Source organism: Streptomyces sp. PTY087I2, from assembly GCF_001687325.1.
Taxonomy (GTDB): domain Bacteria; phylum Actinomycetota; class Actinomycetes; order Streptomycetales; family Streptomycetaceae; genus Streptomyces.
On the sequence record NZ_LZRD01000005.1, the window covers coordinates 12,975 to 34,242 of the forward strand.

The 21,268-nt window shown below is 73.3% G+C and carries 19 protein-coding genes; 13 read left to right on the forward strand and 6 right to left on the reverse strand.

Going from position 1 to position 21,268, the window contains the following annotated elements:
* Positions 1 to 122 precede the first annotated feature (122 nt).
* Both A3Q37_RS06360 and A3Q37_RS06365 read left to right on the forward strand, forming a co-directional pair.
* A complete protein-coding gene (locus tag A3Q37_RS06360; protein WP_065478777.1) occupies positions 123 to 4,379 on the forward strand; it encodes a bifunctional nitrate reductase/sulfite reductase flavoprotein subunit alpha in 4,257 nt (1,418 codons plus the stop codon).
* A 28-nt stretch (positions 4,380 to 4,407) separates the two neighbouring features.
* Entirely contained in the window at positions 4,408 to 4,974 is a 567-nt protein-coding gene (locus A3Q37_RS06365; protein WP_065478780.1) for an AAA family ATPase, read from the forward strand.
* 118 nt (positions 4,975 to 5,092) lie between these two features.
* On the opposite strand, the gene A3Q37_RS06370 is transcribed toward A3Q37_RS06365, so the two are convergent.
* Both A3Q37_RS06370 and A3Q37_RS06375 read right to left on the reverse strand, forming a co-directional pair.
* Positions 5,093 to 5,965, reverse strand: a complete 873-nt coding sequence (locus A3Q37_RS06370; protein ID WP_065478783.1) for an undecaprenyl-diphosphate phosphatase — start codon at positions 5,963 to 5,965, stop codon at positions 5,093 to 5,095.
* Between the two features lie 169 nt (positions 5,966 to 6,134).
* A complete protein-coding gene (locus A3Q37_RS06375) occupies positions 6,135 to 6,857 on the reverse strand; it encodes a TVP38/TMEM64 family protein (RefSeq protein WP_065478786.1) in 723 nt (240 codons plus the stop codon).
* Positions 6,858 to 6,906: 49 nt separating this feature from the next.
* Between A3Q37_RS06375 and A3Q37_RS06380 the strand changes: the two genes are divergently transcribed.
* The 4 genes from A3Q37_RS06380 to A3Q37_RS06390 all read left to right on the forward strand — a co-directional run bounded on the left by A3Q37_RS06380 (position 6,907) and on the right by A3Q37_RS06390 (position 10,032).
* Positions 6,907 to 7,620, forward strand: coding sequence for a DNA alkylation repair protein (locus A3Q37_RS06380; protein ID WP_065478789.1), 714 nt, complete (start codon positions 6,907 to 6,909; stop codon positions 7,618 to 7,620).
* Between the two features lie 54 nt (positions 7,621 to 7,674).
* Positions 7,675 to 7,848: a hypothetical protein gene (locus tag A3Q37_RS35435; protein WP_176711360.1), complete on the forward strand. Its 174-nt coding sequence runs from the start codon at positions 7,675 to 7,677 to the stop codon at positions 7,846 to 7,848.
* 99 nt (positions 7,849 to 7,947) lie between these two features.
* On the forward strand, positions 7,948 to 9,123 hold the full coding sequence (tuf, locus tag A3Q37_RS06385; RefSeq protein ID WP_065478791.1) for an elongation factor Tu: 1,176 nt from the start codon (positions 7,948 to 7,950) through the stop codon (positions 9,121 to 9,123).
* A gap of 63 nt (positions 9,124 to 9,186) precedes the next feature.
* Positions 9,187 to 10,032, forward strand: coding sequence for a spermidine synthase (locus A3Q37_RS06390; protein WP_065478794.1), 846 nt, complete (start codon positions 9,187 to 9,189; stop codon positions 10,030 to 10,032).
* Positions 10,033 to 10,099: 67 nt separating this feature from the next.
* Here A3Q37_RS06390 and A3Q37_RS06395 read toward each other — a convergent pair whose 3' ends face one another.
* The gene (locus A3Q37_RS06395) at positions 10,100 to 11,194 is read right to left on the reverse strand and encodes a hypothetical protein (RefSeq protein ID WP_065478797.1); all 1,095 of its coding nucleotides are present in this window, start codon (positions 11,192 to 11,194) and stop codon (positions 10,100 to 10,102) included.
* 121 nt (positions 11,195 to 11,315) lie between these two features.
* Between A3Q37_RS06395 and A3Q37_RS06400 the strand changes: the two genes are divergently transcribed.
* Positions 11,316 to 11,753 (forward strand): DUF4442 domain-containing protein, encoded by a 438-nt coding sequence (locus A3Q37_RS06400; RefSeq protein ID WP_065478801.1) that lies wholly within the window; start codon positions 11,316 to 11,318, stop codon positions 11,751 to 11,753.
* A 90-nt stretch (positions 11,754 to 11,843) separates the two neighbouring features.
* Here A3Q37_RS06400 and A3Q37_RS06405 read toward each other — a convergent pair whose 3' ends face one another.
* Positions 11,844 to 12,374 carry a gamma carbonic anhydrase family protein gene (locus A3Q37_RS06405; RefSeq protein ID WP_065479514.1) on the reverse strand — a complete coding sequence of 177 codons (531 nt, stop codon included), beginning with the start codon at positions 12,372 to 12,374 and terminating at the stop codon, positions 11,844 to 11,846.
* Between the two features lie 160 nt (positions 12,375 to 12,534).
* Here A3Q37_RS06405 and A3Q37_RS06410 point away from each other — a divergent pair, with 160 nt between their 5' ends.
* From A3Q37_RS06410 to A3Q37_RS06420, 3 genes are all read left to right on the forward strand, one after another.
* Entirely contained in the window at positions 12,535 to 13,284 is a 750-nt protein-coding gene (locus tag A3Q37_RS06410) for a DapH/DapD/GlmU-related protein (protein ID WP_065479523.1), read from the forward strand.
* Positions 13,285 to 13,439: 155 nt separating this feature from the next.
* Complete coding sequence (locus tag A3Q37_RS06415; protein ID WP_065478804.1) at positions 13,440 to 14,012, forward strand: helix-turn-helix domain-containing protein; 573 nt, start codon at positions 13,440 to 13,442, stop codon at positions 14,010 to 14,012.
* 88 nt (positions 14,013 to 14,100) lie between these two features.
* Complete coding sequence (locus A3Q37_RS06420) at positions 14,101 to 14,655, forward strand: YbaK/EbsC family protein (protein WP_065478806.1); 555 nt, start codon at positions 14,101 to 14,103, stop codon at positions 14,653 to 14,655.
* A 73-nt stretch (positions 14,656 to 14,728) separates the two neighbouring features.
* Here the strand turns inward: A3Q37_RS06420 and A3Q37_RS06425 are convergent, their stop codons facing one another.
* The gene (locus A3Q37_RS06425; RefSeq protein ID WP_065478809.1) at positions 14,729 to 15,562 is read right to left on the reverse strand and encodes an aminoglycoside N(3)-acetyltransferase; all 834 of its coding nucleotides are present in this window, start codon (positions 15,560 to 15,562) and stop codon (positions 14,729 to 14,731) included.
* A 46-nt stretch (positions 15,563 to 15,608) separates the two neighbouring features.
* Complete coding sequence (locus A3Q37_RS06430; protein ID WP_032778548.1) at positions 15,609 to 16,025, reverse strand: CoA-binding protein; 417 nt, start codon at positions 16,023 to 16,025, stop codon at positions 15,609 to 15,611.
* A 74-nt stretch (positions 16,026 to 16,099) separates the two neighbouring features.
* Here A3Q37_RS06430 and A3Q37_RS06435 point away from each other — a divergent pair, with 74 nt between their 5' ends.
* From A3Q37_RS06435 to A3Q37_RS06445, 3 genes are all read left to right on the forward strand, one after another.
* On the forward strand, positions 16,100 to 16,732 hold the full coding sequence (locus A3Q37_RS06435) for a YigZ family protein (RefSeq protein WP_065478812.1): 633 nt from the start codon (positions 16,100 to 16,102) through the stop codon (positions 16,730 to 16,732).
* A 210-nt stretch (positions 16,733 to 16,942) separates the two neighbouring features.
* Entirely contained in the window at positions 16,943 to 18,112 is a 1,170-nt protein-coding gene (locus A3Q37_RS06440) for an exonuclease SbcCD subunit D (protein ID WP_065478815.1), read from the forward strand.
* Entirely contained in the window at positions 18,109 to 21,267 is a 3,159-nt protein-coding gene (locus A3Q37_RS06445; RefSeq protein WP_065478818.1) for an AAA family ATPase, read from the forward strand. The genes A3Q37_RS06440 and A3Q37_RS06445 overlap by 4 nt, the downstream gene beginning before the upstream one ends.
* Position 21,268: the final 1 nt, after the last annotated feature.

Here is a 21,268-nt window from a genome sequence, read left to right on the forward strand (position 1 = left end):
CGACGTAACCGGCGTTGTTCGCCCGGTGTCATCCCTGGGTAACGGGCCTTTCCTAGATTCGGGAGCGACCGCCGCCCGCCCCGCGTCCCTCCGGGAACGCCCGCCCCCGAAGGGCCCCGCACATGACCGTGCCGACCCCGCCGCCGGACGCCCCCGCCACCGACCGGGTGCGTACGGTCTGCTCGTACTGCGGTGTCGGCTGCGGGATCGTCCTCGACATCGCCGCCGGGCCCGACGGCCGCCGCACCGTCGTGAAGGCGTCCGGCGACAAGGAGCACCCGTCGAACGCCGGCCGGCTGTGCACCAAGGGCGCGACCGGCGCGGACCTCCTCGCCGCCCCCGGCCGGCTGACCACCGCCCTGGCCCGCGCCGACCGCAGCGAGCAGCCCGCCCCGCTCGGCCGGGACGCCGCCATCGCGGAGACGGCGCGCCGGCTGCGGTCCGTGCTGGACACCCACGGCCCGGACGCGGTGGCCCTCTACGTCTCCGGCCAGATGACGCTGGAGGCGCAGTACCTCGCCAACAAGCTGGCCAAGGGCTTCCTGCGGACCAACACCATCGAGTCCAACTCCCGGCTCTGCATGGCGAGCGCGGGCAGCGGCTACAAGCTGTCCCTCGGCGCGGACGGACCGCCCGGCTCCTACGAGGACTTCGCCCACGCCGACGTCTTCCTCGTCACCGGCGCCAACATGGCCGACTGCCATCCGATCCTCTTCCTGCGGATGATGGAGCGCGTCAAGGCGGGCGCGAAGCTCATCGTCGTCGACCCCCGGCGCAACGCGACCGCCGCCAAGGCGGACCTGTATCTGCGGATCCGGCCCGGTACCGACCTGGCCCTCCTCAACGGCCTGCTGCACCTCCTCGTCGAGAACGGGCACACCGACCCGGAGTTCATCGCCCAGCACACCGAGGGCTGGGAGCAGATGCCCGCCTTCCTCCGCGACTACCCGCCCGCCGCGGTCGCGGAGATCACCGGCATCCCGGAGGACGACATCCGGCAGGCGGCCCGCTGGATCGGCGAGGCGGGCGAGTGGATGAGCTGCTGGACGATGGGGCTCAACCAGTCCACCCACGGCACCTGGAACACCAACGCGCTGATCAACCTGCACCTGGCGACCGGCGCGATCTGCCGCCCCGGCAGCGGCCCGTTCTCGCTCACCGGCCAGCCCAACGCCATGGGCGGCCGCGAGATGGGCTACATGGGCCCCGGGCTGCCCGGCCAGCGATCGGTCCTGTCCGACGAGGACCGCGCCTTCACCGAGGAGCTGTGGGGCATCGAACCCGGCACCCTGCGCGCGGACGGCTCGGGCAGCGGCACCGTCGACCTGTTCCGGCGCATGGCCGAGGGGGAGATCAAGGCCTGTTGGATCATCTGCACCAACCCGGTCGCCTCGGTCGCCAACCGCCGGACCGTCATCGAGGGCCTTGAGGCCGCCGAATTCGTCGTCACCCAGGACGTGTTCGCCGACACCGAGACCAACGCGTACGCCGATATCGTCCTGCCCGCCGCGCTCTGGGCCGAGTCCGAGGGCGTGATGATCAACTCGGAGCGCACGCTCACCCTCTCCCGCCGGGCCACCGACCCGCCCGGGGAGGCGTGGCCGGACTGGCGGATCATCGCGGAGGTCGCCTGCGCCCTGGGGTACGAGGACGCCTTCGGCTACACGAGCGCCGAGGAGATCTTCGCCGAGATCACCCGGGCCTGGAACCCGCACACCGGCTACGACCTGCGCGGAGTGACGTACGAGCGGCTGCGCGGGACGCCGGTCCAGTGGCCGAGCGCGGACGCCGAAGGGCCCGCCCGCAACCCCGTGCGTTACCTCAACGACGGTGTCAGCCAGGAGCTGACCGTACGGCCCGACGGCAGTGTGCCGAGGCTCGCCTTCCCGCTGCCCGGCGGCCGGGCCGTCTTCCACGCCCGCCCGCATCTGCCGCCCGCCGAGATGCCCGACGAGGACTTCCCGTTCGTCCTGAACACCGGGCGGCTCCAGCACCAGTGGCACACCCTCACCAAGACCGCGAAGATCACCAAACTGAACCGGCTGGACCCGGCCCCCTTCGTGGAGATCCACCCCGACGACGCGGCCGCGCTGGGGCTGGCCGAGGGCGACGGCGTCGAGGTCGCCTCGCGGCGCGGCCGCGCGGTGCTCCCGGCCCGGATCACGGACCGGGTCGCGGCGGGGGAGTGCTTCGCGCCGTTCCACTGGAACGACCTGTTCGGCGAGTACCTCGGCGTGAACGCGGTGACGAACGACGCGGTCGACCCGATCTCGTTCCAGCCGGAGCTGAAGGTGTGCGCGGTCCGGCTGGCGAAGGTCGCGGCCCCGGCGGTACGCCTGGCTCCCGCCACGGCGGGGGCTCTCGGCCTGGCGGAGACCGGGGGCGGGGCGGATCCGGCGGACGGGATGGGGCCGGCGGATCGGATAGGGCCCGCGGGATCGGGCGACCGGGCGGGGCTCGCGGACCTGACGGGGCTGGCGGGCGCCCTGGGTCTGGCGGAGACCGCCCCGCCGGTCCTGACCGACGCGGAACGCCGCTATCTGGCCGGATTCCTGGCGGGCCTCGGCACCCGCCCGGCGGGCACCCCGGTGCTTCCGGCGGGCGCCCCGTTCGCCCCGGACCACGCCCTGTGGGTGGACGGAGTGCTGGCCGGCGCCTACTCCCGGCTCCCGGAGCCCCCGGGACCCGGGATCGCGCCCGCACCACCGGAGGATGCCCCGGAGGAACAGAGCGGCCGCCCGGTCGTCGTGCTGTGGGCCTCGCAGACCGGCAACGCGGAGGAGGTCGCCGCGACGGCCGCCCGGACGCTGGCCGCCGAGGGGTACCGCACCACGCTCCTCGGCATGGACGACGGAACGCCCGACGCGCTGCCGAGCCCGGCCGACCTCCTCGTGGTCACCAGCACCTTCGGCGACGGCGACGCCCCCGACAACGGCTCCGGCTTCTGGGAGTCGCTGAACACCCCCGAGACCCCGCGCCTGGAAGGCGTCCGCTACGCCGTACTCGCGCTCGGCGACTCCACGTACGACGACTTCTGCGGCCATGGCCGCCGCCTGGACGAACGCTTCGGCGAACTGGGCGCGGAGCGGCTGGTGCCGCGCACCGACTGCGAACCGGAGTACGAGCAGCCCTTCGGCCAGTGGCTCAAGGAGGTCAGGGCGGCACTGGAGGCGACGAATCCGGAAGGAACGACGGCATCGGAAGCCACGCCGACAAAGGCGATGATCAGAGCAGCGGCACCGGGGGAGAAACAGCCCTCCAGGGCCGAGCCCGTCACAGCCCTCCTGACCGAGAACCGCCTCCTCAGCCTGCCCGGCGCGACGAAGGAAGTCCGCGCCTTCACGATCGACACGCGGCACGCGGAGACCCCGCTGACGTACACGGCCGGGGACGCCCTCGGCGTACGGCCGCTCAACTGCCCCGACCTGGTGGCCGAATGGCTGGCCGTCACCGGACTCGACCCGGCGGCCGAGGTGGACATCGACGGGCACGGGACGGTCGCGCTGGAGACGGCCCTGCACCGCCACCTCGACATCACGCGCATCACCCCGGACCTGCTGCGCCTGGTCGCCGACCACACGGGGGACCGGTCCCTGAAGAAGCTGCTGCGCCCCGACAACAAGGGCGAGAGGGACCGGTGGACGTGGGGGCGGCAGGCCGTCGACGTGCTCGCCGAGTACCCGGTACGGGCCGCAGCCGCCACCTGGGCCGAGGTGCTGGGTCCGCTGCGCCCCCGGCTGTACTCCATAGCCAGCAGCCCTCTTGAGGACCCTCACCGGATGCGCCTCACGGTCTCCGTGATCCGGTACGAGAGCGACCTCGGCCGGATGCGGAAGGGCGTGGCCTCCACGTTCCTCGCGGACGCCGAACCGGACAGCCCCGTCCCGGTGTTCGTCCAGCGCAACGAGCGCTTCCGCCCGCCCGCCGACCCGGCCACCCCGATGATCATGGTGGGCCCGGGGACCGGAGTCGCCCCGTTCCTGGGGTTCCTGGAGGAACGCCGGGCGCTCGGCCACTCCGGCGCCAACTGGCTGTTCTTCGGCGAGCAGCACCGCGCCACGGACTTCTACTACCGCGAGGAACTCGACGCGATGAGCCGCTCGGGCACTCTGACCCGGCTGGACACCGCGTTCTCCCGCGACCAGCGGGCCAAGGTGTACGTCCAGGACCGGATGCGCGAGCACGGGGCCCAGCTCTGGTCCTGGCTCCGCGACGGCGCCCACCTCTACGTCTGCGGCGACGCCTCCCGCATGGCCAAGGACGTGGACCGGGCGCTGCGGGACATCGCCGTCGCCCACGGCGGACTCGAACCCGACGCGGCGGCCGCCCAGGTCAAACAGCTAGCCTCGGACCGCAGATACGTACGGGACGTGTACTGACGGACCGACCGACCGAGGGAGTACGGGAATGGCCTGGGCGGAAGTACCGGTGGACACGAAACCACGGGCGGCGGGGGCGGTCCTGCTGATCGGCATCCCCGGCAGCGGCAAGAGCACGGTGGCCGCGGCGCTGGCCGCCCGGTTCGCCGCCTCCGCCCACATCGAGGTGGACGCCCTCCAGGAACTGATCGTCTCCGGCGGCCGGTGGCCCTCGCCCGACGGGGACGAGGAGGCGGACCGCCAGATCCTCCTCCGGGCCCGCAACGCCTGCCTGCTGGCGGACAGTTTCGCCGCCGCGGGCTTCCTCCCGGTCATCGACGACGTCGTCGTACGCCGCGCCCACCTGGACTTCTACCGCGCCACGCTCACCGGCGGACCCCTGCACCGCGTCATCCTGGCCCCGGGCGCGGCGAAGGCCCGCGAGCGCGATCTCGCCCGGGACAAGACGCTCACGACGGACTGGTCGTTCCTGGAGACGGCGATGCGCGACGAGCTGGCCGACGAGAAGATCTGGATCGACAGCGCGGACCTGACAGTGGCCGAAACGGTCGACGCGGTCCTGTCCGCGACGGGCCTGACGCCCGACCGACCCTGACCCCCCGGCCGTTGTCAGACCCCCACCGTACGGTGGAACCATCTATCCGCGCTGCTGGCTGCTGCGCTGCTGGATCGCCCCGCCCGGCTGCTCCCGGGCGGGGCGCACACCCGTCGGGTCAGCCCGCCGACTCGCCCGCGTGCGGGCTCAACGCGCCGGACCAGATCAGGACGAAGATGAGGATGCCGAGCAGGATGCGGTAGATGACGAAGGGCATGAAGCTCTTGGTGGTGATGAACTTCATGAACCAGGCGATGACGGCGTAGCCGACGAAGAAGGCCACCAGGGTCGCGAAGATCGTCGGGCCCCAGGAGACGTGTCCCTCGCCCACGTCCTTGAGTTCGTACGCGCCCGAGGCGAGCACCGCGGGGATCGCCAGCAGGAACGAGTAGCGGGCGGCCGATTCTCGGGTGTAGCCCATCAGCAGGCCGCCGCTGATCGTCGCGCCCGAGCGGGAGACGCCGGGGATCAGCGCCATCGCCTGGCAGAAACCGTAGATCAGGCCGTCCCTGACGCCCAGGTCCTTGAGCGTCTTGCGCTCCTTCACCACCCGGTGCCTGCCGCCCGTCTCGTCGCGTGCGGCCAGCCGGTCGGCGACGCCGAGCACGATGCCCATGACGATCAGCGTCGTCGCGATCAGCCGCAGATCGCGGAACGGGCCCTCGATCTGGTCCTTGAGCGTGAGGCCCAGCACACCGATGGGGATCGAGCCGACGATGACCAGCCAGCCCATCTGGGCGTCGTGGTCGCTGCGCATCGCACGGTCCGTCAGGGAGCGGAACCAGGCCGACAGGATGCGCGCGATGTCCTTGCGGAAGTAGATCAGCACCGCCGCCTCGGTGCCGATCTGGGTGATCGCCGTGAACGCCGCCCCGGGGTCGTGCCAGCCGGCGAACGCGGCCGTCAGCCGCAGATGCGCGCTGGAGGAGATCGGCAGGAACTCGGTGAGTCCCTGAACAAGTCCCAGGACGAATGATTCGAACCAGCTCATGGGGCTTAGGCCATCCCGGAGGTGATCGTGCATCGGCCACGGGCGGCTGGGCCCGTCGGCTGCGTGCAAAGTGCGGAGTGCGGTCAAGGACAACGAGGTCGCGGGCAGCGTATCGCCTGAAAGTGAACGCCAGGTCGACTGGACCGGTCATCCACGTGCCCCCGTACGCTCAGTTGTCCGGCGTGTCCCGGCCCAGCCGGTGGCGTTTGCGCCAGGCGACCAGCGCCCCGCCGAGAGCGGACAGCACGATGAAGCCCATGGCGGCCAGGAACACCGGCGAGGTCGGCGACGCGGCCTCGCTGCCGGCTATCACGTACGCCGCCGTGTTCGGGATCGACCCGAGACCGGTCGCCAGGAGGAACGGCGGAGCGCCCATCCGGGAGGTCGCCGCACAGTAGTTGGCGGCGGCGAACGGCACCCCGGGGAAGAGCCGCAGCGCCAGGACCGACCGGAAACCGTGCCGGCTCAGCACCCCGTCCGCCGCGGTGAGCAGCCTCCCGCGCAGCAGGGTCCGCAACGCGTCCTGCCCCAGCACCCGGCCCAGCATGAACGACACGCCCGCACCCAGCACCGTCCCCGCCAGCGCCGCCGCCAGACCCGTCTGCGCGCCGAACAACGCGCCCGCCGCGATGTTGAGCAGCGGGCGCGGCACGAACGCCACCGTCAGCGCCCCGTACGCCAGACCGAAGACCATCGCCGCCGTGCCCCCGGTCAGCTGGGGCGGCCAGCCGGACGCCAGCAGCCGCTGCGGTTCGAACAGCAGCATCGTCGACGCGGCCCCGAGCAGGACGACGACGAGCATCGAGAACCGGGACCACGGCGACAGCAGTGTCCGGGTCAGGCGCAGGGCCGGACCCGAGGCGGGCCGGGCGGCGGGGACGGGGTCGAACATTCGGGGAGACTAACCGAAAAGGATGTGTGATCGCCGTAATGTGCGTCGCGTGAACCCCGCCGCCGACGCCCCTGTTCCGCCGGTCAGCGCCCTCGCCGACACCGTCCTGGAGCGGCTCGTCGCCGCCTACGCCCCCGCCGCCGACCCCGTACGGGCCGAGGGCGCCGCCGCGTACATGAAGCACGTCGCACCCTTCCTCGGGATCCCCACCCCCGAGCGCCGGGCCCTGTCGCGGACCGTACTGGCGGGCACCGGGCGGCCGGACGAGCGGGACTGCACGGCCATCGCGCTGCGCTGCTGGCAACTGTCCGAGCGTGAATATCACTACTTCGCCGTCGACTATCTGCGGCGCCACGCCGGCCGCTGCACCTCCGGCTTCCTCCCCGTCCTGCATCACCTCGTCACCACCGTCCCCTGGTGGGACACCGTCGACCTGCTCGCCGCGCATGTCGCGGGCCCCCTGGTCGCCGCCGACCCGGCGCTCGCCCGGGAGATGGACCGCTGGATCGACGACCCCAGCCTCTGGGCCGCCAGGACCGCCCTCCTCCACCAGCTGCGCTACAAGGAAGCCACCGACGCCGACCGGCTGTTCGGCTACTGCCTGCGCCGCGCGGACCACCCCGACTTCTTCATCCGCAAGGCGATCGGCTGGGCCCTGCGCGAGTACGCCAGGACCGACCCCACCGCCGTACGCGACTTCGTCGACGGCGCGCGGCCCCGGCTGTCGCCGCTCTCCGTGCGCGAGGCCCTCAAGAACCTCTGAGAGCCGACCGAAAACCATTCGACGTGGCCGCCGCGCCCGGCCATGATCAGGGGCATGTTCCGGTACGCCTTCCTCGCAGCGCCGTCCGCAGTCGCGGACGCGCCGAAGGCTGCCGTGAACGACGCGGTCGCCGAGGCATGCGCCCGGACCGCAGCAGCAGTTGTCGCAGCAGCAGCCGCATCGGCGTTCGCCGTTGCCGCAGCGCCCATCGGCGGCGCCCGAAGCTGACCCTCCCCCGACAGTCCGGCGGACCCCGCAAGGGGAGGGTCGGCGGGGCCCTGGGGTTCATCTCTCTTCCCGGCTTCGAGTTCTCCGAAGGAATCAGCCATGTCCAAGACGGCTTACGTACGCACCAAGCCGCACCTCAACATCGGCACCATGGGCCACGTCGACCACGGCAAGACCACCCTCACCGCCGCCATCACCAAGGTCCTCAGCGAGCGCGGCGGCGGTTCCACCTCCTACGTGTCCTTCGACCGGATCGACCGGGCCCCCGAGGAGGCGCAGCGCGGCATCACCATCAACATCGCGCACGTCGAGTACGAGACCGACACCCGCCACTACGCCCACGTCGACATGCCCGGGCACGCCGACTACATCAAGAACATGGTCACCGGAGCGGCGCAGCTCGACGGGGCGATCCTCGTCGTCTCCGCGCTCGACGGGATCATGCCGCAGACCGCCGAGCACGTCCTGCTGGCCCGTCAAGTGGGCGTCGACCACATCGTCGTCGCCCTCAACAAGGCCGACGCGGGCGACCCCGAGCTGACCGACCTGGTCGAGCTGGAGGTCCGCGAGCTGCTCTCCGCGCACGGGTACGGCGGCGACACCGTCCCCGTGGTCCGGGTCTCCGGGCTCAAGGCGCTGGAGGGCGACCCGCGGTGGACGGCGGCGATCGAAGGGCTGCTGGACGCCGTCGACACGTACGTACCGATGCCGGTGCGCTACACCGACGCCCCGTTCCTGCTGTCCGTCGAGAACGTCCTGACCATCACCGGCCGGGGCACCGTCGTCACCGGCGCCGTCGAGCGCGGCACCGTCCGCGTCGGCGACAGGGTCCAGGTGCTGGGCGCGGACATCGAGACGGTCGTCACCGGCCTGGAGACCTTCGGCAAGCCGATGGAGTCCGCCGAGGCCGGGGACAACGTCGCGCTGCTGCTGCGCGGGGTGGAGCGCGACCGGGTCCGCCGCGGCCATGTCGTGGCCGCACCCGGCAGCGTCACGCCGAGCCGCCGGTTCACCGCGCAGGTGTACGTGCTGTCGGCGAAGGAGGGCGGCCGGACCACCCCGGTCGCCACCGGCTACCGGCCGCAGTTCTACATCCGTACGGCGGACGTCGTCGGCGACGTCGACCTCGGCGAGGCGGCGGTCGCGCGCCCCGGCGACACGGTCACCATGACCGTCGAGCTGGGCCGTGACGTGCCGCTGGAGTCCGGTCTCGGCTTCGCGATCCGCGAGGGCGGCCGCACGGTCGGCGCGGGAACGGTGACCGAGCTGCTCTGACACCGCCCGCTGCCCGCCACCCCTCGGTTCGGGGTGGCGGGCAGCGGCGGCGACAATGGAGAGGTGAACGAGCCGATACCCGTCATCCGCGAGGTCGACTGCGGCACCGCCCGGCTGCTGCCCGACGTGGACCGCGACCGGGCCTGGCTGCTCACGGTCGACGACGCGCCCCAGTCCTACGTCGACCTCGACGACCCGTCCTACCTGGAGTTCGAGTACGTACGCCGGCTCGCCCACGTCGTGGACGGCGCGGCCGAGCCCGGCGCGCCCCTGGACGTCCTGCACCTGGGCGGTGGCGCGCTGACCCTGCCCCGCTACGTGGCCGCGACCCGCCCCGGCTCGCGGCAGGACGTCGTCGACGCCGACCGGGGGCTGCTGGGGCTGGTCCGGGAACATCTGCCGCTGCCCGACGGGAGCGGCATCACGCTGCACGCGGCCGACGCCCGGGAGCGGCTGGAAGCGGCGGCCCCCGCCTCCGCCGACCTCCTGATCGCGGACGTCTTCGGCGGCTCCCGGGTACCGGCACACCTCACGTCCGTCGAGTACGCGCGGGCGGCCGGGCGGGCCCTGCGCGCGGACGGGATCTACGCGGCCAACCTGGCCGACAGCGCCCCGTTCGCCTTCCTCCGCTCCCAGTTGGCGAACTTCGCCGCCGTCTTCCCGGAGCTGGCGCTGGTCGGGGAACCGGCGGTGCTGCGCGGGCGGCGCTTCGGCAACGTCGTCCTGCTCGCCTCTTACGCGCCCGTCGACGTGGACCCGCTCGTCCGCCGCTGTGCCGCGGACGTCTTCCCGGCGCGGGTCACCCACGGTGCCGCGCTGACCCGGTTCATCGGCGGGGCCCGCCCGGTGGCGGACGCGGACGCGGTCGCCTCGCCCGAACCGCCCGACGGGGCCTTCAGCGTCGGCTGAGGCTCCCGGCGGGCGGGGCGGGGCGGGGCGGCAGAGTGGTGCGGGAACGCGCTGCGCGGTACGGGTGTCAGCCGGTGGGCTCACCCGCGAGGCGGACCGTGCTCAGGATCTGCTGGATGGTGGTGTCCGGCAGCTCGTCCTTGACGCCGGTGGCGGCGTAGAGGACCCAGGTCGAGAAGTCGCCCTTGGAGTTCTTGAAGGAGAACGCGATCGACTTCCCGTCGCTGTCGCACTTCTCCTTGTTGGCCAGCTCCAGGGCGGTGGCCTGCGCGACGCTGCCGGAGAGACCCGACTTGGTGGTGAAGGGCTTGGCCTTGCCGATCTTGACCTTGGACTTCGGGTCGAGCTGGGAGTAGGCGGCCCACACCCAGTTGGCGGCCTCGTTCCGCGCGGCCTCGTCGGTGCTCTTGGCGCCCTGGGCGCCCTTCGTCCCGACGCCGGCGAGCCCGGTGTCCTCCTCGCGGCCGTCCCCGTCGGAGTCGTCGACGCACCACTTGCTCTTGTAGTAGGCGGGTGCGGAGAAGCCGGCGACCGGCGACCCGTCCTCCTTCTTGGCGTCCTCGAAGCCGGCGAACGTTCCCGAACTGGCGACCTCCCAGTCACCGGGAACGTCGAACTGCGTGCCCCACTTGGGGTTGGTGACGACCTTCCAGCCCGGAATGAGCGGCTTGGGGTCGCCGTCGGAGCCCCGCGGGTTCTCCACGGGCGGCGCGGAGCCGGTGGCCGTCTCGCTGGGCTTGGCACTCGGCGACGCGGTCTTCTTGTCGTCGGCGACGTTCTTGCCCTCGTCGTCGTCCTTGCCGAGGACGAGGAATCCGGTGACGCCCGCCGCGATCACGACGGCCAGCGCAGCGACGATCGCCACGATCGTCGTCTTCTTCTTGTCGTCGCCGGGCTTCGGCCCGCCGGGCGGACCCGGGACGGCGTACTGCGGCACCGTCGGCTGCTGGTAGGGATTGGGCTGCGGGTAGCCCGGCTGCCCGCCGGGCTGGCCCTGCGGGTACCCGTAGCCCGGCTCCGCGGGCTGCCCCGGCTGGCCCTGCGGCGGATATCCCGGCTGCTGATAGGGATTCGGCTGCTGGTACCCCGGCTGCTGGTACGGGTTCTGGTTCTGGTCCTGCGGGTTCTGCTCGCCCCCGGGCGGCTGCGTTCCTGGCCACATGGCCAGTAACCATAGATGGGCCGTGCGCCCACTTCTACGCCAGCCCTGTACCGGAGCCGTCACAAGGGGATGGCCAAACGGTGCTACTGGTGAGTAACCTTCGGGCATGAGCGCTGAACAGATGACCGTGGGCGAGATGCTCGTCGCGACGGTTCCGATGGCCCGGACCCTCAACCTCGAATTCCTGGAGACCACCCCGGAGCGGGCCGTCGTCCGGCTGCCCGACCAGGCGGACTACCACAACCACGTCGGCGGACCCCACGCCGGAGCGATGTTCACGCTCGCCGAATCCGCCAGCGGCGCGATCGTCATCGCCGCCTTCGGCGACCAGATGTCACGGGCCGTGCCGCTCGCCGTGAAGGCCGAGATCGGCTACAAGAAGCTCGCCATGGGCGAGGTCACCGCCACCGCGACCCTCGGCCGCCCGATCGCCGACGTGGTCGCCGACCTGGACGCCGGACAGCGGCCGGAATTCCCCGTCGCCATCGAGATCACGCGCGCCGACGGAGCGGTCACCGGCGAGATGACCGTCGTCTGGACCCTGCGCCCCAACGGCTGACCACCGCTGTACGTACATGCGACCGGGCCGCCGCCCCTCCCGTTCCGGAGGGACGGCGGCCCGGCTCGGTGTTCCGGCAGGACGCGGGCGTCAGCCCTCGTGCGCCGCGCGGTGCGCCTTCGCCAGCTCCACGTACCCCGCCGCGTTGAAGCGGATGCTCTCCAGCTCCTCGGCGGTCAGCTGCCGCTTCACCTTCGCGGGCACCCCCGCGACGAGCGAGCCCGGCGGCACCCGCATCCCCTGCGGTACGAGAGCCTGCGCCGCGACCAGCGAACCCGCCCCGATGTGCGCGCCGTTGAGCACCGTGGCGCCCATCCCGACCAGCACATCGTCCTCGATCACACAGCCGTGCAGCACCGCGTTGTGGCCGACCGAGACCCGCGCGCCCACGGTGAGCGGGAACCCGGGGTCGGTGTGCACACTGCAATTGTCCTGGATGTTGCTGTCCGGGCCGAGCGTGATCGGACCGCAGTCGGCGCGCAGCACGGCCTGGTACCAGACGCTGGAGCCCGGGGCGAGCGTCACCTCACCGATCACCACGGACGTCGGGGCCACAAAGGCGTCCACGTCGATGTCCGGCTCCTTGCCGCCCATGCCCGTGATCAACGCCTGCTCCGCCATCGCCTGCTCCTTCGCGCCGGTGTGGTGCTCCTGGGCCCTCTCCACCGGATCGGGCCGACTCTCACGGTAGGCGACGGCCCCCGGCGGGCGCCGCGCAGTGGGGCGAACATCACAGGTCACCGCGGGGATCGCCCACCGCGCCGCCGACTACCGTGAGCGCGTGCCGAAGAACCGAAACACGTTCTCCTTCCTCGCCCGCCTCCCGCGCCGCGCCGCCTCCCGCGCGGTCCACCTCGGCTGGGCCTGGGCACAGCGGGCGGGCGCGGTCACCGCCGAGCACCCCGGGCGGCTGCGGTTCGGCGCGATCGGCGCGGGCACCCGGCTCGCCTTCCCGCAGGGCACCGTGTTCGGGGAGCCGTGGATCGAACTGGGCGCGCACTGCATCATCGGCGAGCAGGTCACTCTCACCGCCGGGATGATGCCGGACCTGGACCTGGGGCCCGACCCGATCCTCACGCTGGGCGACGGGGTGGTGCTGGGGCGCGGCAGCCATGTGATCGCCGACACGACGGTGAGCATCGGCTCGGACACGTACTGCGGTCCGTTCGTCTACATCACCTCCACCAACCACAGCTACGACGACCCGCACGAGCCCGTGGGCAAGCAGTGGCCCCGGATGGAACCCGTCGCGATCGGCCCCGGCTGCTGGATCGGCACCGGCGCGGTGATCCTGCCCGGGGCCCGGCTCGGCCGGAACGTGGTGGTCGCGGCGGGCGCCGTCGTCCGGGGCGAGGTCCCCGACCACGCGGTGGTCGCCGGAGCCCCCGCCCGTGTCGTCCGCAGCTGGGACCCGGAGAAGGGCTGGCAGCCGCCCCTGCGCACGCCCGCACCCGTGCCGATCCCGAAGGGCGTCACGCCCGAGCAGCTGCTGGCCCTCGCCGAGCTGGACGAGGTACGGGAAACGCCGTAGGCCCCCGTAAGCCCTGTGAGGCGGCGGCACGGCCTGGTGAACGGTGGAGTGCGCTGTACGGCAGTGCAATATTCTTGACCCCGGCATGCGCCGTACGTGGCCTGGCCACCCGTACGCCGGTATCCGCACTCCGCCATCCACCGCAGGGACGGTACGTGTCCGACCTCGACCAGCTCACCCAGTCGCTGGCCCGCAATCTCAAGCGCTGGCGGGGCGAGCGCGGCTTCACCCTCGACGCCCTCGCGGCCCGCTCCGGAGTCAGCCGCGGGATGATCATCCAGATCGAGCAGGCGCGGACGAACCCGAGCGTCGGCACCACGGTGAAGCTGGCCGACGCGCTCGGCGTCGCCATCACCACACTGCTCGACCACGAGCAGGGACCCCAGGTCCGGCTGGTCCCCGAAAGCCGGGCCGTCCGCATGTGGTCGACCGAGGCGGGCAGCTCCACCACGCTGCTCGTCGGAGCGGAGGCCCGCGGCCCGCTCGAACTGTGGACCTGCCGGCTGATGCCCGGCGAGGGCACCACGTCCGCCCCGCACCCCGAGGGCACCGTCGAACTCCTCCACGTCACCGAGGGCGAACTGACCCTCCTCGTCGACGGTCTCACCCACGCCGTCCCCGCCGGGACCTCCGCCACCTTCGAGGCGCACGTGCCGCACGGCTACCGCAACGAGGGCGGCGAACCGACGGTCTTCACCATGGCCGTAGCCATCCCGCCCGTCCGCTGAGACGCCTTCGCCGGGGCGCCTTTCGCCGGGATGACCGCCCGCTGAGACGCCCGGCCGGCCCCGCCCCACCGCTGTTAGCGTGAGCGCCATGCGCGCACCCATCGGCACCTTCGAGGACGCCGCTCCCGCCGCGGAACGGCTCGACCTGCTCCCCGCCCCCGTCGTCGCGGCGCTCACCGCGGGCTGGGGCGAGTTCACCGCCGAGCAGCTCGTCCACGTCGACAGCGACCCGGCCGTCGCCGACACCGCCCTCTTCGCCGAGCACCACGGCGTCGAACTGCTCGACACCTCGGCCAACTGCGTCGTCGTGGCGGGCAAGCGCGGCCAGGACGTCACCCTCGCCGCCTGCGTGGTGCTCTCCCGCACCCGGGTCGACGTCAACGGCGCGGTCCGCAAGCACCTCGGTGCCCGTAAGGCATCCTTCGCCCCGATGGAGACGGTGGTCGGCGAGAGCGGCATGGAGTACGGCGGCATCACCCCGATCGGCCTGCCCGCCGCTTGGCCCCTCCTGCTGGACCCGGCCGTCGTGGACGAGGAGTGGGTCCTGATCGGCAGCGGCAGTCGGCGCGGCAAACTCATCGTCCCCGGCAAGGCGCTCGCCGCCCTCCCGGGCGCGGTGATCGTCGAGGGCCTGGGCGTCTGAGCCTCCCCCTTCGAAGGGTCGGGGGCGGGCGGGTCACCCCTTGAACGGCCCGGGGCGGCCGGAGGTGGCCGGCTCAACTCCCGGCTGTCCGGTGCTTCGTGAGCCAGTCCGTGGCGAAGTCGACCGCCGCCCGCAGCCGGACGAGCCGGCACTCCGCCGCGCCCACCCGCCCCGTCCGTACGTCACCCTCGGCGGCGGCCTCCTCGAACGCCGCGCCCAGGGCGGCGAAGTCCCCGTCGTCCAGGGCGACATCCTCGTACTCCCACCACCGGCGCACCCCCCGCGACGCCACCACACAGCGGTAGCTCCGGCGCGGCGGGCCGGGCATCCGGTACTCGCCCAGGTGGAACGCCGTACACGTGGCGTAGCCGGTGCCGAGCAGCAGGATCCGGGCATCCGCCTCGTACAGCCGGGCCAGCGGCGAGTCCTCCCCGAGGTGGCAGTCGGGGCGGTGCCCGGCGAGCAGCCGCGCAGCCCCGGGGCCGAGCCCGGCGAACGAGGTCTGCGGATGCGCGCTGCGCCCGGCCCCCGCCGCCGTCCGTACGGTCTCGGCCAGCGCGCCCATCGACGGCGCGGGCGTCAGCGCCGGGTCGTACGCGGGCATCGCGGCGCGCACCGCGTCGACCGCCCCGGCGTTCAGCCCCCGCACCCGCTCGCGGTAGTGCGGGGAGGTGTCGGAGTTCTCCGTGGTGAAGGCAGGGACCACCACCGTCCCCGACGGTCCGACGGCCCGGCGCAACGCGCCCAGCACCTCCCGCGCCCCGCCCGCCGCCGGCCCCAGCGCGCGCAGCGAGGCATGCACCAGGAGCACATCACCGGGCCGGACGCCGAGCGCGGTCAGCGCGGCCGTCGTCCGGGCCCTGCTGTCGGTCACGTTCGACACGTCGAGTACGTCCACGTCGTCCACGGCGGGGATTCTGCCCGCCCCGGGATGTCCCTCACACCCGGGCAGCTCAGGCGCGTGCGCCCAGCCGCGGAATTTCGATCGCGGGGCACCGGTCCATGACCATGTCGAGGCCCGCCGCACGCGTCCGCCCGTAGGCGTCCCGGTCCACGACACCGAGCTGGAACCACACCGCCTTCGCGCCGACCGCCACCGCCTCGTCCGCGACGGCGCCCGCCAGCTCGCTGTTGACGAACACGTCCACCACGTCGACCGGGAAGGGGATGTCCGCGAGCGAGGCGTACCCCTGTTCCCCGTGGACCGTCTCGGCCTTCGGGTGGACCGGCACCACCCGCTTGCCGAACCGCTGGAGGACCTCCGCCACCCCGTACGCCGCCCGGGAACGGTTGCCGGACAGGCCCACCACCGCCCAGGTGTCGCCTGTGTCCTGGAGAATCCGCCTGATCGTCACGTCGTCTGCGTTCATGCCGGGACAACCCACGGCCCCCACTCCCCATTCCCGCCGGGATCCGCCCTCGCGGCGGCGCATAGGGTGGACGGATGCAGGAGCAGTACCGGACCGTCGCCCGCGCGGGTGTGCACGAGAGCGAGATCAACCGATCCCGTTTCCTCTGCTCGCTCGCCCCAGCCGCCACCGAGGAGGAGGCGCAGGACTTCGTCGCCCGCGTCCGCAAGGAGCACCCGACCGCCACCCACAACTGCTTCGCGTACGTGATCGGCGCCGACGCCTCCGTACAGAAGGCGAGCGACGACGGCGAACCCGGCGGCACGGCGGGCGTTCCCATGCTCCAGATGCTGATGCGGCGGGAGACGCGGTACGTCGTCGCGGTCGTCACCCGCTACTACGGCGGGGTAAAACTCGGGGCGGGCGGGCTGATCCGGGCGTACGGGGGAGTGGTCGGCGAAGCCCTCGACGCGCTCGGCACGATCACCCGGCGGCGCTTCCGGCTCGCCACGATCCGGGTCGACCACCAGCGGGCTGGAAAGCTGGAGAACGACCTGCGGGCCACCGGGCGGGACGTCCGCGAGGTGCGGTACGCCGAGGCCGTCACCATCGAGATCGGGCTGCCGGACGGCGACGTCGAGGCGTTCACCGGCTGGCTGGCCGACGTGACCGCGGGGACCGCGACCCTGGAGCTGGGCGGCGAGGCGTACGGGGACGCGGCCGCGTGAACCTCGTGAACCTCTTGAGGTGAGGGCAGTCCCACGGGTGCCCACGGGTGTCCACGGGTGCCCGTGGGGGGCCAAAATCATGATCGATGCGGGTTCGGCGGGCCGGCGGCGTTAGCGTGGTCGGTGCCGAGCGGGATCACGGGCCGCCGGTGCGCGGCCCACGGGGTGGAGGACGACGACGATGCAGGCCAAGACCGGCGGAGTGATGGCGTGAGGCTCCTGCACACCTCGGACTGGCACCTGGGCCGGTCCTTCCACCGTGTCTCACTGCTGGACGCCCAGGCCGCCTACCTCGACCACCTCATCGCGACCGTCGAGGAGCGCGAGGTGGACGTGGTCCTCGTCGCGGGCGACGTCTACGACCGTGCCGTCCCGCCGCTCAGCGCCGTCGAGCTGTTCGACCGGGCGCTGCACCGGCTCGCCGACGCCGGTGTCCCGACCGTCATGATCTCCGGCAACCACGATTCCGCCCGCCGGCTCGGCGTCGGCGCCGGGCTCCTCGACCGGGCCGGGATCCATCTGCGGACCGACCCTGAGGGCTGCGCCACCCCCGTCGTGCTCGCCGACGACCACGGCGACGTGGCGTTCTACGGGCTGCCCTACCTGGAGCCCGCCCTGGTCAAGGACGCCCTGGGAGCGGGCAAAGCCGGTCACGAGGCGGTGCTCACCGCCGCCATGGACCGGGTCCGCGCCGACCTCGCCACCCGCCCCGCCGGAACCCGCTCCGTCGTCCTCGCGCACGCCTTCGTGGCGGGCGGGGAGCCCAGCGACAGCGAACGCGACATCACCGTCGGCGGGGTCGCCGCCGTCCCCGCCGGGGTCTTCGACGGCGTCGACTACGCGGCCCTCGGCCATCTCCACGGCTCTCAGCGGGTCACGGACCGGGTCCGCTACTCCGGCTCCCCGCTCGCCTACTCCTTCTCCGAGGCCGGCCACCGCAAGACCACGTGGCTCATCGACCTCGACGCCGACGGGAACATCGCCGCCGAGGAACGGATCGACTGCCCCGTGGAGCGGCCCCTCGCCCGGCTCCGCGGCCGCCTCGACACCCTCCTGGAGGACTCCGCCCTGGACCGCCACGAGCACGCCTGGGTCGAGGCCACCCTCACCGACCCGGTACGCCCCGCCGAGCCCATGGCCCGCCTTTCCCGGCGCTTCCCGCACACCCTCAGCCTCGTCTTCGACCCCGAGCGGCCGCCGGAGGATCCGCTCGCCTCCTACGCCCAGCGCCTCAAGGACCGCGACGACCACCAGATCGCCGAGGACTTCGTCGCCCATGTGCGCGGCGGCAGCGGCCCCAGCGACCTCGAACGCACCGTGCTGCGCGCCGCGTTCGACGATGTACGGGTGGACGAGACCGTGCGCGAGGTGTCCCGGTGAGACTGCACCGCCTGAGCATCACCGCCTTCGGCCCGTTCGGCGCCACCCAGGAAGTCGACTTCGACGCCCTGTCCTCCGCCGGCCTCTTCCTGCTCCACGGACCCACCGGCGCGGGCAAGACCTCCGTCCTGGACGCCGTCTGCTTCGCCCTGTACGGGGCGGTCCCCGGCGCCCGGCAGAGCCCCGGGGCCTCCCTGCGCAGCGACCACGCGCCCGTGGACCTGCCCACCGAGGTCCAGCTGGAGCTGACCGTCGGCGGCCGACGCCTCGAAGTCACCCGCAGCCCTGCCCAGCCCCGTCCCAAGAAGCGGGGCGACGGCTTCACGATGGAGAAGGCCCAGAGCAGGCTGCGCGGTTACGACCCCGAGCGCGGCTGGCACGCCCTCAGTAAGTCGCACCAGGAGATCGGCGAGGAGCTGACCCAGCTCATCGGCATGAGCCGGGACCAGTTCTGCCAGGTGGTGCTGTTGCCGCAGGGTGACTTCGCCCGCTTCCTGCGCTCGGACGCCGAGGCCCGCGGCAAGCTCCTCGGCCGGCTCTTCGACACCCGCCGCTTCGCCGCCGTCGAGGAACGCCTAGCCGAACTGCGCCGGGGTGCCGAGGCCAAGGTCACCGCCGCCGACGAAGGCATCCTCGCCCTCGCCCAGCGCATCGCCCAGGCGGCCGGACCCGCCGGGGCCGAGGCTACCCCGATCACCGCCCGGCCCGGCGAACCCGGCCTCGCGGAAGCGGTGTTGGAGTGGGCCGCGATCGCCCGGTCCGGGGCCCGTGAACGGCTCGACATCGCCCACCGCGTCGTCGCCGGGGCCGAGGACCGGCAGCGTGACGCCCGCCACGCCCTGGACGCCGTACGCGAACTCGCCCGCCTCCAGGAGCGGTACGAGGAGACCCGCCGACGCTTTGCGGCGCTGGAGGAACGGCGCCCGGAACACGACCGCTGCCAGGAGGAGTTGGACCGCGCCCGCAAGGCCGACCGGGTCGCCCCGGCGCTGGAACTGCGGGAGGAGGCGGAGCGGGTGTATTCGGCCGCGCGCGACAACCTCGGCCGGGCCAGGGCCCAGCTGCCGCCCGACCTCGCCGACGCGGGCCCCGACCAACTCGCCGAGCTGGAGCGGAAGTTCCAGCAGGAGCTGGGCGGCCTGGAGTCCGCCCGCCGGGCCGAGGCGCGCAGCGCCGAGATCGACGAGGAGCGGGACCGGCTGGAGCGCGAATCCCGGGCCGACGACGCGACCGTCCGGGACACGGAGGTCTGGCTCGCGGGCTGGGACACCGTCCACGCCGGGCTCCGGGAGTCCATCGCGACCGCGCAGGAGGCCGCGACCCGCGCCGAACAGCTCGCCGGACTCCTCGCCCCGGCCCGCCGCCGCCTGGAGGCCGCCCGCCGCCGCGACGCGCTGGCCGCCGAGGTCCGGACCGCCAGGGAAGTGCTCGCCGGGGCCCGCGAGCGCGCCCTCGCCGCCCATGAGACCTGGCTCGGGCTGCGGGAGCGGCGGCTGCGGGACATCGCGGCGGAGCTGGCCGCCGGCCTCGTCGACGGCGCACCCTGCACCGTCTGCGGCTCCGCCGAGCACCCGGCCCCCGCCACGGAGGGCGACGGCCACGTCGACCGCGCCACGGAAGAGACCGCCCTCGCCGCCCACCGTGACGCCGAGGAGACCCGTACCCGCGCGGAGCAGGCCCTCGGACTCGTCCGCGAACGCCATGCCACTGCCGATGCGGAGGCGCGTGAGGGGTGGGCGGAGTCCCGGGGCGCGGACGCCCGCGACCCGGAGGCGTGTGGCGAGCAGGCGCGTGACGAGCTGGCCCGAGGCGCCCAGGCCCGCGACCTGGAGGCGTCCGCGACCGCCCCGGTGGCGAGTGGCGACGACGGCGACGACCGGGCGGTGCCGGACCCCGGCCCGTCCGTCGGTGAACTCCGCGACGCCGTCGACCGGTTGACCGCCGAGCACGCCGAGGCGCACCGCCTCGCCGCCGGGACGCACGCCGCCCGTGAGGCCCTGGACGCCGCCGAGCGCGAGCACGCAGGCCGCCTCGAACTCCGGCAGGAGGCCGAGCGCCGCGCCGCCGCCCGCACCTCCCGGCGCGAGGCGCTGGACCGCGAGCAGGCCGCGCTGCACGGTGAACTCGCCGCCGTCCGGGGCGAGTCCGGGTCCGTCGCCGCCTACGCGGACCGCCTCACGCGGCGGGTGGCACTGCTGGCGGAGGCCGCCGAAGCCGTACGCACCGAACAGGACGCCGCCCAGCGCCGCAAGGAAGCCGACGACAGGCTCTCCGACGCGGCGTTCCGGGCCGGCTTCGACACCCCGGAGGCCGCCGCCGCGACGCTGCTCGACGCCGCCGCACAGCGCGACCTCCAGCACCGGATCGACGCCTGGCAGGCGGAGGCCGCGGCGGTCGCCGACCGGCGTGCCGAGCGCGACGCCCGCGAGGCCGCCGAACAGCCCCCGGCCCAACCGTCAGTGGTGCAGGGCGAGTTCGAGACGGCGGAATGGCTGCTGCGGGAGGCCGCATCGGCACGCGCGGCCGCCCGCGACCGGTGCGCCGAACTCGACCGGCTCTCGGCCCGGGCCGCCGACGAGGTACGGCGGCTCGGCCCCGTACGCCAGGAGTACGAGCGGATCGCCCGGCTCGCGGGCCTCGCGGCGGGCACCTCCGCCGACAACGAACGCAAGATGCGCCTGGAGGCGTACGTCCTGGCCGCCCGCCTCGAACAGGTGGCGGCCGCCGCCACCGCACGGCTCCAGCGGATGTCCTCGGGCCGCTACACGCTGGTCCACTCCGATGCCCGCGCCGGCGGCCGCCGCGCCGGACTCGGGCTGCATGTGGTCGACGCCTGGACCGGCAGCGAACGCGACACCGCGACGCTGTCCGGCGGGGAGACGTTCTTCGCCTCGCTGGCCCTCGCGCTGGGCCTCGCCGACGTCGTGACCGAGGAGGCCGGCGGCGTACGCCTGGACACCCTCTTCATCGACGAGGGGTTCGGCAGCCTGGACGACCAGACGCTGGACGAGGTGCTGGACGTGCTGGACTCGCTGCGCGAGCGGGACCGCAGCGTCGGCATCGTCAGCCATGTCGCCGATCTGCGCCGCCGGATCCCGGCCCGGCTCGAAGTGGTGAAGGAGCGGCAGGGCTCGTCGGTGCGGCACCGCCTGTGAC

Excerpts from the sequence above, each read along its gene's own strand:
- A3Q37_RS06360 (WP_065478777.1), top strand. The coding sequence starts at position 123 with ATGACCGTGCCGACCCCGCCGCCGGACGCCCCCGCCACCGACCGGGTG.
- A3Q37_RS06365 (WP_065478780.1), top strand. The coding sequence starts at position 4,408 with ATGGCCTGGGCGGAAGTACCGGTGGACACGAAACCACGGGCGGCGGGG.
- A3Q37_RS06370 (WP_065478783.1), bottom strand. The coding sequence starts at position 5,965 with ATGAGCTGGTTCGAATCATTCGTCCTGGGACTTGTTCAGGGACTCACC.
- A3Q37_RS06375 (WP_065478786.1), bottom strand. The coding sequence starts at position 6,857 with ATGTTCGACCCCGTCCCCGCCGCCCGGCCCGCCTCGGGTCCGGCCCTG.
- A3Q37_RS35435 (WP_176711360.1), top strand. The coding sequence starts at position 7,675 with ATGTTCCGGTACGCCTTCCTCGCAGCGCCGTCCGCAGTCGCGGACGCG.
- tuf (WP_065478791.1), top strand. The coding sequence starts at position 7,948 with ATGTCCAAGACGGCTTACGTACGCACCAAGCCGCACCTCAACATCGGC.
- A3Q37_RS06395 (WP_065478797.1), bottom strand. The coding sequence starts at position 11,194 with ATGTGGCCAGGAACGCAGCCGCCCGGGGGCGAGCAGAACCCGCAGGAC.
- A3Q37_RS06400 (WP_065478801.1), top strand. The coding sequence starts at position 11,316 with ATGACCGTGGGCGAGATGCTCGTCGCGACGGTTCCGATGGCCCGGACC.
- A3Q37_RS06405 (WP_065479514.1), bottom strand. The coding sequence starts at position 12,374 with ATGGCGGAGCAGGCGTTGATCACGGGCATGGGCGGCAAGGAGCCGGAC.
- A3Q37_RS06420 (WP_065478806.1), top strand. The coding sequence starts at position 14,101 with ATGCGCGCACCCATCGGCACCTTCGAGGACGCCGCTCCCGCCGCGGAA.
- A3Q37_RS06430 (WP_032778548.1), bottom strand. The coding sequence starts at position 16,025 with ATGAACGCAGACGACGTGACGATCAGGCGGATTCTCCAGGACACAGGC.
- A3Q37_RS06435 (WP_065478812.1), top strand. The coding sequence starts at position 16,100 with ATGCAGGAGCAGTACCGGACCGTCGCCCGCGCGGGTGTGCACGAGAGC.